Below are 14,986 nucleotides of genomic sequence, written 5' to 3'. Positions count from 1 at the left end.
CGCCGGGTAAGCGCATTGTTCTTGAATGGTCGTTCATGTATTTTCTTCTCATGCCCAGACCGCGAGAGTTCGAGCCCGATGCCGTCCTGAACGTGGCCATGCTGCGGTTCTGGGAGCGCGGGTACCGGGCCGTCTCCGTCGAGGATCTGGTCAAGGCGACCGGGGTCAAGCCCGGCAGTCTCTACAGCGCGTTCCCCGGCGGCAAGCGCGCGCTGTTCCTGAAGTCGCTGGAGCGGTACTCGAAGCTGGTCGTCCCCCAGAAGCTGGGCGAGCTGGAGGCTCCGGGAGCCTCGTTGGGTGAGGTCCGCGGCTACTTCGACGGGCTGGTGCGCGATCTGCTCAGTCCTGAAGGCCGGCAGGGTTGCCTGCTCGTCAACACGGCGATCGAGAACGCCGCCGAGGACGACGAGGCGGCGGCTGTCGTCCGCGGTCACCTGGCCCGGCTGGAGCGGTGCATGACCCACGCACTGGAGAACGCGGCCCGCAGGGGGCAAGTGCGCGCCTCACTGGACTGTTCCGGGAGCGCCAAGCTCCTGGTCGCCACCTGCCAGGGGCTCATGGTCGTCGGCAAGGCCAACCCGGACGAGACGCTCCTGCGCGCGATCGTCGACAACGCTTTCGCTGCTCTCGCCTGACGGCGAGGCGCACGGGCCACCGTACGCGGTGGCCCTTTTCTCCGCACCGATAGTTGAATGACTGCTCAAGAATGGAGTCGGTACATGAAGGCCATCGTCATCTCCGCCCACGGCGGACCCGAGGTGCTCACAATCACCGAACTGCCCGACCCCGTGCCCGCCGCCGGCGAAGTGCTGATCCGGGTCAAGGCGTTCGGCCTCAACCACGCCGAGGCCTACATGCGCAGCGGCGCCTGGGGGAAGGTCGCAGCCGTCCCCGGCATCGAGTGCGCCGGGGTGGTCGAGGCCGACCCGTCCGGTGAACTCCCCATCGGAACACGGGTCGTGGCGATCCTCGGCGGCATGGGGCGGACCCGCAACGGAAGTTACGCGGAGCTGGTGACCGTACCGGCCACCAACGTGGTGGCCGTCCGCTCTTCGCTGGACTGGGCCGATCTCGCGGCGGTTCCCGAGGTGTACGCGACGGCGTGGAGCGGCCTGTTCGGCAATCTGGACCTGCGGCCCGGCGAGACCGTCCTGGTGCGCGGAGCGACCTCCTCGCTCGGCCAGGCCGCCGTCAACCTGGCGGTCGACCACGGCGCCACCGTCCTCGCCACGACCCGGGACCCGCTGCGGGCGCCCCTGCTGAAGGAGCTCGGGGCCGCCGACGTCCTCATCGACGACGGCGCGCTCGCCACCCAGGTCGCCGATCGGGGGATCGGCGTCGACGCGGTGTTCGATGTCGTCGGCAACAGCGTGCTGCGCGACTCGCTGGCCCTGGTCCGGCCGCACGGGCGGGTCTGCCAGCTCGGCTTCCTGGGCGGATTCGAGCCCGTACGCGACTTCGACCCGATCGCCGACCTCCCCAGCGGGGTCCGGCTCAGCTTCTTCGGCAGCGCCTTCGTCCTGGGCACCCCCGCATTCCCGCTCGGCGACGTGCCGTTGGACGAGATGTACGGCAAGGTCGAGGCCGGCGTCCTGCGGGCCCGTCCCAGCCGGGTCTTCCGGTTCGACGAGATCGTCGAAGCCCATCGGGCCATGGAGTCCGGAGAAGCCCTCGGGAAGATGGTCGTCACCGTCGACTGAGACGCCAGACCTTTCGTCAGCCCACCGGCGCGGGCAGCGACTCAGGGTGGGACCCGCACTGCTGCGGATCCCACCCGGCGGTTCGCCGCTCGGCACCGGTCAGCGCGTGAGGTGTACGAAGTGTCGGCCCGCCGTCCGCCAGGTGTCGTACGGGGTCCAGCCCGCGCCCCTCGCCTCGGCGCACAGGGCGCGGGCGCCGAGCCGGGCCCACCAGAATGAGGCTCCGCGGTCGCCATCGCCGTCCTCGACGTGGACCTCAACGCGTTCGTCGACGTCGGCTGTGGCGACCTCGACCAGCAGGGAGCCGCCGGGTGCGGTCAGTTCGGCGGTGCGGCGCAGCAGGGCTGCGGGGTCTCCGCCGATGCCGATGTTGCCGTCTATGAGGAGGACCGTGCCCCAGCGGCCTTGGCGGGGAAGCGGGTCGAACACCGACCGGCAGAGGGCGCTGCCGCCCGCCCGCACGGTGCGGGCCACCGCCTCGGGGGTGACGTCCACACCGAGTGCGGTGTGTCCGAGCCGGGCGAGGGCGGTTACCAGGCGGCCCGGTCCGCAGCCGACGTCGAGGACGGGCCCGGCACACCGTGCCAGGACGGTGTCGTCGGCCGCGTCGGGCTCGGCGCACCACCGCTCGACTTCGAGCGGCAGCAGCCACCCGTCGCGCCGACGGAGGAACAGCGGCCCCTGCCCGGTGCGGAGGGCGACCGCGTACGGATCCGCCTGCCAGGCACGGGTGGCGGGCTCGGCGAGCTGGGCGGTCATCGGGTCACCGCGCACAGGCCGTGGTGCAGGGCGGCGAAGCGCGTCCGCGGGGCTGCGGCCGCGACCCGTTCTGCGTCGGCGGGGGTGTACACGTCGCACAGCTCGGGCAGGTCCCGTACACAAAGCCCCGCATCGGTCAGGCGCCGCCGCTGGACCTCGCCGGTGTGGGTCACGGACATGGGGACGCCGAGCAGCAGGGCCGGGTCGGGGTCGGCCAGGCCCAGTGCCCAGAACCCTCCGTCGTCGGCGGGCCCGAACCAGGCGCCCGCCTCGGTGAAGTCGAGCCCGAGAGTGAGCAGGCCGGGAGTGATCTGCGGGGTGTCCATGCCGATGAGCAGGGCCGGCCCTTCGGCCAGGGCGAAGGCGGCGGCCAGTCGGACGTCCAGGCCGCCCGTGCACTGCGGGACGACCTCGATCCCCTCCGGGACCCAAGGCCCTGGCTGCCCGTCGAGGACCAGGACACGCCGCTCGGCCGGGGTCGCCAGGACCGTCGCGAGGGTGTCCTGGAGCGAGGCGAGGGCCAGGTCGGCGGCCTGTTGCGGGGTGAACTGCGGGGTCAGTCGGGTCTTCACGCGCCCGGCGACGGGAGCCTTGGCGATGACGAGGAGGGTGCTCATGCGGAGACCCCCTCGGTCGGTGCGGGGCGGGTGCCCGGGGGCTCGGCGAGCACCTTGCGCATGTCCCGTACCGCGTGCCAGGTACCCCGCCAGGTCCCGGTGACCTTGGATTTCCCGGATCGGGGGAGGTACGGGATGTCCGTCTCGGCCACCTTCCAGCCCGCGTCGGCGGCCCGTACGACCATCTGGAGCGGGTAGCCGCTGCGCCGGTCGCTCAGGTCCAGGCCGATCAGTGCCTCGCGGCGGGCGACCCGCATCGGTCCGAGGTCGTGGAGCCGCAGTCCGGTGCGGCGGCGCAGCATCCGGGCCAGGGCGAAGTTCCCCGCCCGGGCGTGCGCGGGCCAGGCGCCGCGGCCCTGCGGGCGGCGCCGGCCGAGCAGGAGATCCGCCTCGCCGGCCGCGACCCGTTCGGCCATGGGCGCGAGCAAGCCGGGGTCCATGGAGGCGTCGCAGTCACAGAAGCAGACCAACTCGGCGCGCGCGGCGAGCAGCCCGGCATGGCAGGCGGCCCCGAAGCCGCGCCGGGGCTCGTGCACGACGGTGGCGCCGAGGCTGCGGGCGATGTCGGCCGAGCCGTCGGTGGAGCCGTTGTCGACGACGATGGCCCGCCACCCGGCCGGCACCCGCGCCAGCACCCAGGGAAGGGCTTCAGCCTCGTCGAGGCACGGCAGTACGAGGTCCGCGAGAGGCGGACGACAAGCAGAAGGAGTCACCCTCCACACCGTAGGAACCGAAAGGCGAAGTAAGGCGCCGGAAGACCTTACGAAACGCGGACACTGCGTCGCACGGCGGCAGGGCCAGGGTCTTCGGCACCGGCTGCCGCTTCGAACTGACCCTCCCCGCACCTGCGTAGGCCGTTCTGGTCGGGTCGCCGAATCGAAAATGCCGACGACCGATGAGTTCGTTCGTGATCCACAGTCAGAGATCATGGTGGGTGTGCGCAGGTGGGTATGTGCCCGGCGCGCATCGACCGAATCTGCCGAGAACCGGACACCAGATACCGAGGAACCCCAGATGCGTACCTTGATCAGCACCGCCTTCATCTCCCTCGACGGCGTCGTGGAGGGTCCGGGCGGGGAGCCCGGCTACCGCAACTCCGGATGGACCTTCAAGGACGTCGAGTTCCTCCCCGAGGCATTCGAGATCAAGGGGCGGGAACAGAAGGAAGCCTCCGCGATGCTGCTGGGCCGGACCAGCTACGAGGCGTTCAGCCCGGTGTGGCCGGACATGGAGGACTTCGCCGACTACAAGGTGATGCCGAAGTACGTCGTCTCCACCACCCTCGCCGAGGACGACCTGGTGTCGAACTGGGGCGAGACGACGATCCTGCGCTCGCTCGACGAGGTCGCCGCACTGAAGGAGACCGAGGGCGGTCCGATCATCGTCCACGGCAGTGCCTCCCTGAACCAGGCCCTCTCCGACGCAGGCCTGATCGACCGATACCACCTGCTCGTCTTCCCGCTCCTGCTCGGAGCCGGCAAGCGTCTGTTCAGCGGCACGGACAAGGACACCCAGAAGCTGAAGCTCGTCGAGCACGAGGCATACGCCAACGGCCTGCAGAAGAACGTCCTCGACGTCGTCCGCTGAGAAGGTCCCTTGCGCTCAACCCGCTGCGGAACCGGCCGACCAAGTCGGCCGGTTCCCAGGCTCAGCCGGTCACACCCGCCGACTCGCGCTGGCCGGCCCGCGCGAACCCGGCCATGCCGTCGGCGAAGCCGACCGCCGGACGCCAGCCCAGCTCAGTGCGCAGCCGGGCCGAGTCGGCGGTGATGTGCCGTACGTCGCCGAGGCGGAACTCGCCCGTCACCACCGGGGCGGGTCCGCCGTGCGCCGTGGCCAGCGCGACCGCCATCTCGCCGACCGTGTGCGGTTCCCCGCTGCCGGTGTTGTACACGGCGAGCGCGCCCGCCTGCCGGGTACCGACCGCCTCCAGCGCCACCGCATTGGCCGCGGCCACGTCCGCGACGTGGACGAAGTCCCTTCGCTGCGCGCCGTCCTCGAAGACCCGGGGCGCCTCGCCGCGGGCGAGCGAGGAGCGGAAGAAGGAGGCCACCCCGGCGTACGGGGTGTCGCGCGGCATGCCGGGCCCGTACACGTTGTGGTAGCGCAGCGACACCGCCCGGCCCTCCACGCACCGGGCCCAGCTCGCCGTGAGGTGCTCCTGGGCCAGCTTCGTCGTCGCGTACACGTTCCGGGGATCCGTCGGGGCGTCCTCGCCGACCAGGCCCGGCGCGAGTTCGGCTCCGCAGTCGGGGCAACGGGGTTCGAACCGGCCCGCAGTCAGGTCCTCGGTCCGACGCGGCCCGGGGCGTACCGCTCCGTGCCGTTCGCACGTGTACCGGCCTTCCCCGTAGACCACCATCGATCCGGCGAGCACGAGCTCCCGCACCCCGGCCGTCGCCATCTCGGCCAGCAGCACCGCCGTCCCGAGATCGTTGCAGCCGACGTAGTCCGGGGCGTCCGCGAAGTCCTTGCCGAGGCCGACCATGGCCGCCTGGTGGCACACCGCGTCGATTCCGCGGAGCGCGGCTCTGACAGCGTCGGCGTCACGTACGTCGGCGCGCACGAACTCGGTGTCGGGCAGGGGCGGCGTGCCGGGGTGGGCGGCGGGCAGCAGGGCGTCGAGGACGACGGGCTCGTGCCCGCGGGCCGTGAGGGCGGAGATGATGTGGGAGCCGATGAACCCGGCCCCTCCGGTGACGAGTACGCGCATGCCGAGGACGCTACGCAGTGCGCGGCCCCCGGGGGGTCTCCCACGCGTGCACGTAAGACTTCCGTCATGCGGGAGCGCTGCGAGTCAGTGGTGACCGAGGTGGTCGTGGTCCTTCCAGATGCCGTCGCCCGGCATGTCGAGGCGGGCGGTGAGTGGTCGGCGCCACGGGGGAGTGGAGGTTGGTTCGCCCCAGTAGTCGGTGACCCGTACGGCCCGGCCGTCGCGGAGCTCGGCGATGGTGACGTTGCGGTAGAGGCGGCCGTCGCCGTAGTCACAGGTCCATTCCACGACGATGACGTCGTCGTCGAGGCGCAGCCGCCGTCCCACTTCGAGCGTGAGCTCGGGGAAGTTCCCCTCGACCTCACCGATGAGCTTGCTGCTGCGGACGACCTCGCCCATCTGGGGCCACTGCCGCTCGACCTCCGGGGCGAGCGGCACCCCGAGGATGTAGGCGAGGCGGGTGCGACCGTTCGATTCGGGGGTCGGCTCGTTCATGGCCGTCAGTCCTTCCTGTGTGGTGGGCGGCGGACCGGATGCGACGTGTGTCGTGGTGCGCCGCAGCCGTCGACCACGCTGCCGATGTGGAAGCGGACCCGGCGGCCGGTACTGCTCTCATCGTCGTCGGAGCCATCAGGAGACCACTCCAGGACCGCGGTGCCGGACAGGTGCACGGTGTGCCCCGTGGCGAAATCGGCGAACAGCAGGGCCGCGGCGTTGTCGACGGCCAGATTGCCGAGGCTGTTGAACATGTTGTTGCCGGGATAGTCGGGCCACCAGAGGCCGTCGCCCTCGACGCGGACGAATCCGGGCAGCCCACCGCGGTGCGAGGCGTCGTTGCCGCGCTCCGGGTGGGTGGTGCCCAGGAAGAAGGTGTCGGCCGCACGGATGAGGCGGGCCTGATCGAACGCCAGGGAGGTGGCGTACCGCAGGGGGAGCCGTGTCTGCCCTCGGTGGCAGGGGGTCCGGGTTGGAGGTGACGCCGCTGGATGTACTGGGGACAGTTGCCGTACGCCTGATCGACTTGGAGCATCAGGCCGTCCTCATCCGCGGTGGCCAGCGTCCCGTTGACCCGGAAGCGACGGCGGGTGGCGAAGTCGATGGCCAGCAGAGCGACCGGTTGACCGGGCGGGAGGCCGTGGAGCGGGTCGTCCGCGGCGGGTGCGGTGCGTACATGCAGGGTGGATGCCGCGATGACGTCGAGGACGCCGGGGGGTCCGGTCAGCGGTGAGATCCACAGCCTGCCGGAGTCGTCGCGCGCCGTGAGCGCGGCGAGTGTGCGTTCGGCGAGGAACTTGGCTGCCCCGCCCCGCAGGTCGGGTGGGCCGAGCATGCCGGAGAGCCGGTCAGCCCGTGCGCGTACGCCGGCCTGCTGCTGTACGGCGAGCTCCCCGGGGTGGAAGCCGACGGCAGGCGTTTCGTTCGATCTGCTCATGGCCGTCTCCTGATCGTGGCGGGACGGATTGCCGGTGGCGGGCGGGGCGTGGCGGGTGTCCCGGCCCGCCCGAGAAGTGGGCGGGCCGGACTCCACTCAGGCGACGTGCACGTGCGGAGTGACGACAGGCCAGTCGTTCTCCACCTGGGCGAGCACGTTGAAGTAGTTCGTCAGCACGTTCAGCGCGATATGGCCGACCACCTCACCGATCTCCGCCTCGGTGACGCCCGCGTCCCGCGCCGCCTGCACGGCGCCGTCGTCCACCGCGCCCCTGCCGCGCACGATGGCGTCCGACAGGGCCAGCAGGGCGGCAGTGTGGGCATCGGACGCCTCGGCGTGGCGGGCCCGCTCGAGTTCACCGGGGTCGACCTTGGCGATGTGCTCACCGATGTAGGTGTGGGCGGACAGGCAGTACTCGCACCCGTTGTACTCGGCGGTTGTGATCGCGAGCTGCTCCCGCACGCCTGCGGCCAGGGCGCCGCCGGCCAGGGCGCCGGAGAGTGCCAGGTAGCCCTTGAGCAGGGCCGGGCTGTTGGCCATCACCTTGGTCATGTTCGGCGTGAGGCCCAGGGACTTCTGCACCTGGGCGAGCAGCGGGGCCGCCGGGCCGGTAGCGGTGGCGGGGTCGATCGGGGTGAGCCTCGACATGTTCATGGCCTTTCTGAGGGGAGAGGGCGACACCGACACCATCGTTCTAATGGTTGGGATGCGCTCTTGTCGTTAGAACGATAGGTATCTGTCTTCGGAGAAGTCAAATGGTGGAGAGGTGCTTTAACCATTAGGCCCCTGGTAGGCTGGGGCGCGTGGACAGCACAGACCCCGGTACGAGCGCACCGCTGCTCGGCGAACCGCTCCCGATCGAGCTGATGAACACGATCTGGGCCGATCGGGACGGCGTGCACGACGCGATCGACGGCCCCGACGGAGCCGTCGCATGGCTGCGGGCCGTCGGCCCCCGACTGACACCCTCCGCTCCCGCGGTCGGTGCCTGGCTCGACGCCGAACGGCCCGCCGGAGCGGAAGAGACCGCCGCTCGGCTGCGCGGCTTGAGGGACGCACTGCGCAGGCTCGCCGCCGAAGCGACCGAGGACGCTCGGCCGGACGCGCAGTCGGCCATCGCCACCCGGGACGCAGCACTCACGGCACTGAACGAGGCGTGCGGCGCGACGCCGGTGTGGGCGACGCTCCACTGGCCTTCCGGCGCGGACCCGACCCGCATCGTGCGCACCGGCGACCTCGCGGGACAGGCGGTGGTCGCCATGCTCGCCGGACAAGCCGTGGACCTGTTCACCGGCGGCACGCGGCCGCAGCTGCGTGCCTGCCTGGCGCCGGGCTGCGTGCTCTACTTCGTGAAACAGCACCCCCGCCGCGAATGGTGCTCGGCCGGCTGCGGCAACCGCGCCCGTGTCGCCCGCCACTACCAGCGCCACCGGGTCACCAAGACCGACCCCGAGTCCTGAGTGGAGGCTCTGCGATGAAGGTCGACGTGCTGACGGAGGCCGTGATCGCCGCCCCGTGCGACCGGGTTGCCGCCTACGCGGCCGACCCCACCCACGCACCCGAGTGGTACGCCAACATCACCTCCGCCGACTGGCGGACCCCGCCCCCGGTGGCGGTCGGCTCCAAGGTCGCCTTCGTCGCCCGCTTCCTCGGCAGGCGGCTGGCCTACACGTACGAGATCACCACGTACGAGCCCGGGCGCCGAGTGGTGATGCGTACGGACGAAGGCCCCTTTCCCATGGAGACCACCTACACCTGGGAGCCGTACGGGGAGGGCTTGGACCACACCCGCATGACCCTCCGCAACCGCGGCGAGCCCAGCGGATTCGCCTCCCTCGCCGCCACCGTGATGGCGGCGGCCATGCGCCGCGCCCAGCACAAGGACCTGGCGGCACTCAAGGCTCTGCTGGAGCGGTGAGCACGGATCTCACTTGGGCGGCAGCGTGTCCGCGAACGCCACTGCCGTCGTGATCCAGTGATCCAGCACGGCATCCTCCGCCAAGGCCGGGCCGCTCACCGTCACCCAGCCGCGCATCGGGCGGCCGGTGAAGTCCATGGGCCGGGCCTCCGGGCGGGCGAGAGCCTGTTCGGTCCGGTCCGGACCCACACGGACAACGACCTCTTCACCGGACACGCCCATGGTCATGTTGCCGTGCAGCAGGAACGCGAGACCGCCGAACATCCGTTTCTCGGTGACGGCGGACCGCTCGCCGAGCCGCTCCCGGATCCGCTGGGCCAGCCCTTCGTCGTACGTCATGCACCCACTGTCCTGCGCGGTACGGGCGCCCGCCCGCCGGGGCCCGCTGCCGATGCTGGTCGGTACCCGTGAAGGCGGCTTCGACGCCCCTGCCGATCGCCACGGGCGCGGACCCGGAGGTGCTGATCGCCTACACGATGAACGGCCTTCCCCTGCCCCGCAGCACGGTTACCCACTGCGACTGGTCGTGCCCGGTTGATACGGAATGGCACACGTGAAATGGCTCCGGGACATCACCCTGACCGACGCCCCGTTCACCGGCCTCCAGCAGGCGCTTGCGGCAGACGCCCGACGAGCCCGGCGAACCGGTCACCAGGATCGCGCCGCGCGCCCTGATGGTCCCGCCGGGCTTCCCCGACTTCATGTCGCGCACCCGTATCGTGCGCCCGGGACCCGTGGTGCTGGAGGGGCGAGCCTGGTCGGGGTACGGGCCGGTCGCGCAGGTCCAGGCCCGCATCGTGCGTGCCAAGGATGCCGAAGGACGCGCCCAACCCTCGAACAGCCGTGGAACCGCGATGGTTTCGCCAACAACCCCGTCCAGCACGTTCAGGTCCTGTGCTGCTGATCACGGCCGCTCCGCGTCCGCCGACCGCAGGGCGTGCCGGGCCGCCGGATGGTCCGGCGTACGGCGGGGGCCGGCAGCCCGGGTGATGGCGGACTCGACGGAAGCCACGCGGTCCGCCAGGAGCCCGAGGGCGGCGACCGCGCGCGTGAGCGGGTCGGCTTCGGGGCCGCCGAGGGCCCGGGCCCGTACGTACGAGCTCTTGATCGCCGTCCACCGCTCGGCCTGCTCCCAGGTGAGGGTGGAGCGGAGCTCTGCGAGCTTGAGGAGGCCGGCCTCGGCGCCGGTGGCGAGGGTCTGGGCCTCACCCGTGTAGTGGTCGTCGATGACCGCCGCCAGCTCGGCATCGTTCATGACGGGGTCGATCCGGGCGGCGATCTTGTTCATGTTGCGGTACGAACCCTGGAGCAGGAACGGCGGCTCGGTGCGGGCTTCCTCGCTCTGGGAGGCGGAGGCGATGTAGGCGGCGTTCACGGCCAGGACCGTTTCCCGGGCGGTCAGCAGGTGCCGCAGTACCGCGAGGACCTGCTCCAGATCCGCCGGAGCGTACGGGTGGACGAGCCGGTCGGCGCGGGCCGCCGGGTCGTCGGAGGCCAAACGGATCAGCTGGTCGAGGTCCGCGCGGTCGCGGCCGGCGAGCGGGGCCAGGACCGGGTTCGAGGTGAGGGCGTTCTCGACGAAACTGAGGGCGAACGCCGTCTCTTTGCCGGTCAGGACGTCGCCGAGGTTCCAGACGTCGGCGCGGTTGGCGAGCATGTCCGGGATGCGGAAGCGCTGCCCGGACCCGGTGTAAGGGTTGCCGGCCATGCAGACCGCGAACCGCTTGCCGCGCAGGTCGTAGGTGCGGGCCTCGCCGTCCCACACGCCTTCCATGCGGCGGGTGGCGTCGCACAGCGGGATGAACTTCTGCAGCAGCTCCGACGAGGTGTGCTGGATGTCGTCCAGGTAGAGCAGGATGTTGTTGCCCGCCTCCAGGGCGAAGTTGATCTTTTCGACTTCGCGGCGTGCCGTGGCGTTCGGCGCCTCGGCCGGGTCCAGCGAGGTGACCCCGTGGCCGAGCGCCGGGCCGTCGACCTTGACCAGGACGAGGCCCAGCCGGTCGGCCACGTACTCCATGAGGGTCGTCTTGCCGTAGCCGGGCGGGGAGACGAGTAGCAACAGGCCGTTGCTGTCCGTTCGTTTGGTTTCGCCGGTGGTGCCCAGCTGCTTGGCGAGGTTGTCTCCGACGAGGGGCAGGAACACCTCGTCGAGCAGACGGCCCCGGACGAAGGAGGACAGGGCCCTGGGCCGGTACTCGTCCAGCCGCAGGCGGGCGCGTTCGGCAGCGACCAGGGCCGCGCGCCGCCGTTGGTAGTCACGGAAACCGGGCACGGTGGTCGCCGCGAAGCCTCGTGTGCGGGCCAGTAGTTCGTCGATCCTCACCGTGAGGGACCGCCCGCTGATGCGGGGGTGCCGGCCGAGGAGGCCCTCGACCACCCCGGCCACGGGCGCCTCCGACTCGTAGCGGTCGAGGTCAGGGCAGAGCTCCACGGCCACCGCCTCGGCGAGGTCCCCCGGGGCCATGGGCTCACCGGCCGCGGCGGCGTACGAGGTGAGCCACGCCTCGGCGAGCTGGCGCCGGTCCGCCAGGGCGGGCAGCGCGGCGAGGTCCTCCTCGAAGGCGGAGGTGCCGACCGCGCGGCGGAACTTCTCCAGCAGAGTCCGGGCCGCGGCGCTCGTGACGAATCCGCCCTGGCCGCAGGCAAGTTCCTCGAAGAGGTACTCGGCGGCCGCCGAGCTGTCGGCCCCTGCGATGGCCGTGGCCAGTTCGTCCTGGAACGCGGCGATCGCGGGCGGCGCCCCGAACGCGTCCCGGACCCGGGCGAGCGAGGTCGCCCGGCGGGCCCAGGCCGTCCGCTCCCCGGCGGTCGTGCGGTGCGCCCAGAACACTTGGGCCTCGGCACGGGCCTCGGGCGGATAGCGCAGCAGGCCGGCCGACTCGTGCAGGCGCAGCAGTACCGTCAGGATGGCCGTGGCGTCGTGGTCGTGGACCCCGCGCTCGTAGCCCTCGTCGTACGAGGCTTCGGCAGCGTGACGTACGAGGGCCGGGAGGTCAGCCTCCGCGAGGGCGGCCGGGCCGTGCTCGGCGAGCAGGCGGGCGGCGAGGTACTCGGCGCGGTAGACGTCCGCGTTCTCCGAGGGCAGCGACTGGCCCCAGTAGGGGCGGGTGGCCTCGAAACCGGGGTCGGTGACGGGGGAGTGGTAGTCGGTTCCGGTGAGGGCGAAGGCGAGGCGGTCGCCCTGCGGGACCAGGGTGAGGTCGAGGGGCTGGGTGTTCACGGCGAACCGGTGGCGGCCGAGTCGGACGGTCCGGCCGCCGTCCGCGTAGAGCTCGGCGCGGTCGCGCAGGGCGCGCCCGGCTTCCTGACGGGCGGCCTTCAGCCGGCCGTCGAGCTCCTCGGCCCGGGTGTCCTCGCCCAGTTCCCGCAGTTCGGCGGCCGTGCGGCGGACCTTGGCGACCATGGGGTCGGAAGCGAAGAAGGTGCTGACCGCATCGGCGTCGTCGAGGGCGGCGGCGCGGCGGGTGACGGTCTCCAGCACGCGCGCGGCCGAATCCGCCAGCCGTTCCGCCCGGCGGGCACGGGCGTCCTGCAAGGTCTGCTTGCGGGACGAGAACGCCTCGTACACCTCGGTGCGCTTGGCTGCCAGGTCGGAGAGGAACACGTCGGACTCCGCGAAGCGGGACTCCAGGTTCTCCAGCCGCAGCAGGAGCCGCGAGAGCTGCTCGTCGCAGGCGTCCGGGGTGTGCGCGGCGGCCAGCGCTCCGGTGACCGCCTGGGCCAGCAGGGCGGACTCGGCGGCGAACTCGGCCTGCCCCTCGCGCGCCAGGAGTTCGCGGCGGCGGGCATCAAGGGTGGCACGGGCCCGGTTCACGCCGCCGAGCACCTCGGCGATCCGTTCCAGGATGGACGTACGGACGGTGGCGTCGCCGATGTCGAGCCCGGCAACGACCTCGGTGACCGTCTCCAGGCCCTCGGTCTGCTCGTCGAGACGGGCGGAGAGGGGTCCGGCCTCGGCGACGGTGGCGATCGCAGCCGCGTCCTCGGCGAGGCGGTCCACGTCCTCGTGGTGGGCGGCGAAGGCGTCCTCGCGCGCCAGGAAGGTCACGGCCCGGCCGGCGAAGGCGACGATGTCGGCCTCGACCTCGGCGGCCAGCTCGTCGACGCGGTCCGTGTCCGCGTACCGCAGCTCCTTGACGCCGAAGAGACGGCCCTGGGCGCGTCGCAGTTCGGTCAGACCGTCCACCCACTCACCGGCGCTGCGGGGCGCCTCCCCGCGCAGACGGCGTACGAGCGCGGTGGTTCGCGCCGCGGCCCCGGCCAGCACCTCGGCAGCTTGCCGGGTCAGGGCCCGTACGGTCTCAAACTCGGCCAACACCTGTTCGGCGGTGGCACGGAGCTCACTCAGAGGGGCGCGCAGGTCGCCGAGTTCGTGGTCGCCGAGCCAGTGGTAACGGTCGGCGGCCCGGACGCTGGCTTCGACGAGGGCCGTGTACCCGGCACCGGTGGGCGTGGTCGAGGACGCCGCACCGGCGAGGGAGAGGCAGTCCGAAATGCCGCGGACGAGGTCGGCGTTGCCGACGCGGGCCAGTGCCCCGCCGCCGACGGGCAGGGCGGCCGCGTGGGTATCGGAGACGTACGGGGAGCTCCAGCGCTGGAGCGGATGCACCCGGGCCGGCTCGTCGGAGTCCGCGCGCAGCACCAGCAGTGCGCCGTCATCGAAGAGGGCGTGGCCGTGGCAGGAGATCGGCGTGGCGATCTCCTTGCGGATGACGTTGTAGGGGAGGAGCAGGCTGCGGCCTTCCGCCCGCGCATGGAAGACGTACAGCACGTCCTCGCCGTTGGGGGAGCGCACCGTCCGCTCGTACTCCAGGCCGTCGGTGGCGGTGTCGAAGGTCTTGGACGTACCGGTGGCGAGGCAGTACCCGCCCGGGAAGACGATCCCCTGGCCGTCGGGCAGCGTACGGGCGGCCTGGCCGATGCCGTCGAGGCGGACGACGGTCTTGGCGAGGATGTTGAACACCAGATGGCGCTGGACCTCTTCCTTGTACGGGCGTACCCGCAGCAGGATCAGCGGTCCGACGTGCGCGTACTCGATGTCCGCGTCGGCGAGGGACTGGAGCGGTTCGGTGACCGGCTCGGAGAAGATGCCCTCGTCCGTCTCGGTGTCGTCGTCGGTCTTCAGGGTGAGGGCGCCGCCGACGGTGGAGACGAAGACCGCGCCGCCGATGGAAACGTGCGGGTGACGGCCGAGGACGTGGTCCTGGCGGGTGGCGGTGGTCCACTCGAAGTCGTGGGAGGGCGGCAGGACGTGGTCGCGCTCGCCCCGGCCGTCCAGGAAGGTGGCGGTCCCGTCCGGGGCCAGGGCCCAGCGCAGGACGCGGATGTCCTCGCTCGTCTCGCCCGTCCGGAAGACGGCGAGCAGTTTCCCTTCCACATGGCGGAGCTGGAGGAGGCGGGCTTCGCGGTAGTAGCGGTGGAGGGCCCCGAACTCGCGGAGGAACGCGGGGTCGTCGAGGAGGCCGGGGACGGCCGTCTCGGGAAGCCGCTCCAGGTCGCGGCCGTACAAGGCGAGGACGTCAGCCACGGCGGTCTCGGGCTTCAGACCGGTGGAGGCGTCGTTGTAGCCGAAGAGCAGGGTGTCGCCGACGGCCACGATGTCGCGGGGAGCGCAGGGGTGCTCGGTGCGGATGTGCTCGGTCGCGTCGAGGGCCAGTCCGGTGGAACCGAACTCCTCGACGCGGAGGGTGTTGAGCGCCTCGGCCCGCCGGGCCAGCTCGCCGGACTGCGCGGCGAGCCGGTCGCGCAGCACCTCGTAGGTGCCCGCGTCCATGGGGGACGTGGTGGTCATGGTGTGGCTCCCTGCGGGTGCGTACGGGGGGCGTGCGGTGATCGGGCGTGGACCGG

General features: G+C 71.8%; 14 protein-coding genes and 1 pseudogene. 6 read left to right on the top strand and 9 right to left on the bottom strand.

Annotated elements, in window-relative coordinates; genetic code table 11:
• The first annotated feature begins 50 nt into the window (after positions 1 to 50).
• Together JYK04_RS08055 and JYK04_RS08050 are read left to right on the top strand one after the other, a co-directional pair.
• Entirely contained in the window at positions 51 to 635 is a 585-nt protein-coding gene (locus tag JYK04_RS08055; protein ID WP_189734361.1) for a TetR/AcrR family transcriptional regulator, read from the top strand.
• A gap of 84 nt (positions 636 to 719) precedes the next feature.
• Positions 720 to 1,700, top strand: coding sequence for a zinc-binding dehydrogenase (locus tag JYK04_RS08050; protein ID WP_189734359.1), 981 nt, complete (start codon positions 720 to 722; stop codon positions 1,698 to 1,700).
• 99 nt (positions 1,701 to 1,799) lie between these two features.
• Here JYK04_RS08050 and JYK04_RS08045 read toward each other — a convergent pair whose 3' ends face one another.
• The 3 genes from JYK04_RS08045 to JYK04_RS08035 are packed head-to-tail and all read right to left on the bottom strand — an operon-like array spanning position 1,800 to position 3,789.
• Positions 1,800 to 2,459: a class I SAM-dependent methyltransferase gene (locus JYK04_RS08045; protein WP_189734357.1), complete on the bottom strand. Its 660-nt coding sequence runs from the start codon at positions 2,457 to 2,459 to the stop codon at positions 1,800 to 1,802.
• Complete coding sequence (locus tag JYK04_RS08040) at positions 2,456 to 3,076, bottom strand: TIGR04282 family arsenosugar biosynthesis glycosyltransferase (protein ID WP_189734355.1); 621 nt, start codon at positions 3,074 to 3,076, stop codon at positions 2,456 to 2,458. Before JYK04_RS08040 ends, JYK04_RS08045 begins: the two co-directional genes overlap by 4 nt.
• On the bottom strand, positions 3,073 to 3,789 hold the full coding sequence (locus JYK04_RS08035) for a glycosyltransferase family 2 protein (RefSeq protein ID WP_189734353.1): 717 nt from the start codon (positions 3,787 to 3,789) through the stop codon (positions 3,073 to 3,075). Before JYK04_RS08035 ends, JYK04_RS08040 begins: the two co-directional genes overlap by 4 nt.
• A gap of 301 nt (positions 3,790 to 4,090) precedes the next feature.
• On the opposite strand from JYK04_RS08035, the gene JYK04_RS08030 reads away from it, so the two are divergent.
• On the top strand, positions 4,091 to 4,663 hold the full coding sequence (locus tag JYK04_RS08030) for a dihydrofolate reductase family protein (protein ID WP_189734351.1): 573 nt from the start codon (positions 4,091 to 4,093) through the stop codon (positions 4,661 to 4,663).
• 61 nt (positions 4,664 to 4,724) lie between these two features.
• On the opposite strand, the gene JYK04_RS08025 is transcribed toward JYK04_RS08030, so the two are convergent.
• From JYK04_RS08025 to JYK04_RS08010, 4 genes are all read right to left on the bottom strand, one after another.
• Positions 4,725 to 5,789, bottom strand: a complete 1,065-nt coding sequence (locus tag JYK04_RS08025; protein ID WP_189734349.1) for an NAD-dependent epimerase/dehydratase family protein — start codon at positions 5,787 to 5,789, stop codon at positions 4,725 to 4,727.
• An 84-nt stretch (positions 5,790 to 5,873) separates the two neighbouring features.
• A complete protein-coding gene (locus tag JYK04_RS08020) occupies positions 5,874 to 6,284 on the bottom strand; it encodes a nuclear transport factor 2 family protein (RefSeq protein WP_189734347.1) in 411 nt (136 codons plus the stop codon).
• A gap of 5 nt (positions 6,285 to 6,289) precedes the next feature.
• Entirely contained in the window at positions 6,290 to 6,652 is a 363-nt protein-coding gene (locus tag JYK04_RS08015; protein WP_229875060.1) for a pyridoxamine 5'-phosphate oxidase family protein, read from the bottom strand.
• 665 nt (positions 6,653 to 7,317) lie between these two features.
• The gene (locus JYK04_RS08010; RefSeq protein ID WP_189734767.1) at positions 7,318 to 7,869 is read right to left on the bottom strand and encodes a carboxymuconolactone decarboxylase family protein; all 552 of its coding nucleotides are present in this window, start codon (positions 7,867 to 7,869) and stop codon (positions 7,318 to 7,320) included.
• Between the two features lie 155 nt (positions 7,870 to 8,024).
• Between JYK04_RS08010 and JYK04_RS08005 the strand changes: the two genes are divergently transcribed.
• The gene (locus JYK04_RS08005; RefSeq protein WP_229875045.1) at positions 8,025 to 8,681 is read left to right on the top strand and encodes a CGNR zinc finger domain-containing protein; all 657 of its coding nucleotides are present in this window, start codon (positions 8,025 to 8,027) and stop codon (positions 8,679 to 8,681) included.
• A 14-nt stretch (positions 8,682 to 8,695) separates the two neighbouring features.
• Complete coding sequence (locus JYK04_RS08000; protein WP_189734345.1) at positions 8,696 to 9,139, top strand: SRPBCC family protein; 444 nt, start codon at positions 8,696 to 8,698, stop codon at positions 9,137 to 9,139.
• A 9-nt stretch (positions 9,140 to 9,148) separates the two neighbouring features.
• Here the strand turns inward: JYK04_RS08000 and JYK04_RS07995 are convergent, their stop codons facing one another.
• Complete coding sequence (locus tag JYK04_RS07995; RefSeq protein WP_189734343.1) at positions 9,149 to 9,478, bottom strand: TfoX/Sxy family protein; 330 nt, start codon at positions 9,476 to 9,478, stop codon at positions 9,149 to 9,151.
• A gap of 86 nt (positions 9,479 to 9,564) precedes the next feature.
• Here JYK04_RS07995 and JYK04_RS42365 point away from each other — a divergent pair.
• Positions 9,565 to 10,043: pseudogene (locus JYK04_RS42365) on the top strand (molybdopterin-dependent oxidoreductase); the annotation flags it as partial.
• On the opposite strand, the gene JYK04_RS07985 reads toward JYK04_RS42365, so the two are convergent.
• Complete coding sequence (locus JYK04_RS07985; protein ID WP_189734340.1) at positions 10,044 to 14,930, bottom strand: DNA repair ATPase; 4,887 nt, start codon at positions 14,928 to 14,930, stop codon at positions 10,044 to 10,046.
• Positions 14,931 to 14,986 lie beyond the last annotated feature (56 nt).

The organism is Streptomyces nojiriensis (assembly GCF_017639205.1).
Lineage (GTDB): Bacteria > Actinomycetota > Actinomycetes > Streptomycetales > Streptomycetaceae > Streptomyces > Streptomyces nojiriensis.
The sequence above is the reverse complement of the archived record's forward strand: the minus strand, read 5'-3'. Positions and strand labels throughout refer to the sequence as shown.

Coding starts and splice junctions, on each gene's coding strand:
- JYK04_RS08055 (WP_189734361.1), top strand. CDS start 51: ATGCCCAGACCGCGAGAGTTCGAGCCCGATGCCGTCCTGAACGTGGCC.
- JYK04_RS08050 (WP_189734359.1), top strand. CDS start 720: ATGAAGGCCATCGTCATCTCCGCCCACGGCGGACCCGAGGTGCTCACA.
- JYK04_RS08045 (WP_189734357.1), bottom strand. CDS start 2,459: ATGACCGCCCAGCTCGCCGAGCCCGCCACCCGTGCCTGGCAGGCGGAT.
- JYK04_RS08040 (WP_189734355.1), bottom strand. CDS start 3,076: ATGAGCACCCTCCTCGTCATCGCCAAGGCTCCCGTCGCCGGGCGCGTG.
- JYK04_RS08030 (WP_189734351.1), top strand. CDS start 4,091: ATGCGTACCTTGATCAGCACCGCCTTCATCTCCCTCGACGGCGTCGTG.
- JYK04_RS08025 (WP_189734349.1), bottom strand. CDS start 5,789: ATGCGCGTACTCGTCACCGGAGGGGCCGGGTTCATCGGCTCCCACATC.
- JYK04_RS08020 (WP_189734347.1), bottom strand. CDS start 6,284: ATGAACGAGCCGACCCCCGAATCGAACGGTCGCACCCGCCTCGCCTAC.
- JYK04_RS08010 (WP_189734767.1), bottom strand. CDS start 7,869: ATGTCGAGGCTCACCCCGATCGACCCCGCCACCGCTACCGGCCCGGCG.
- JYK04_RS08000 (WP_189734345.1), top strand. CDS start 8,696: ATGAAGGTCGACGTGCTGACGGAGGCCGTGATCGCCGCCCCGTGCGAC.
- JYK04_RS07995 (WP_189734343.1), bottom strand. CDS start 9,478: ATGACGTACGACGAAGGGCTGGCCCAGCGGATCCGGGAGCGGCTCGGC.
- JYK04_RS07985 (WP_189734340.1), bottom strand. CDS start 14,930: ATGACCACCACGTCCCCCATGGACGCGGGCACCTACGAGGTGCTGCGC.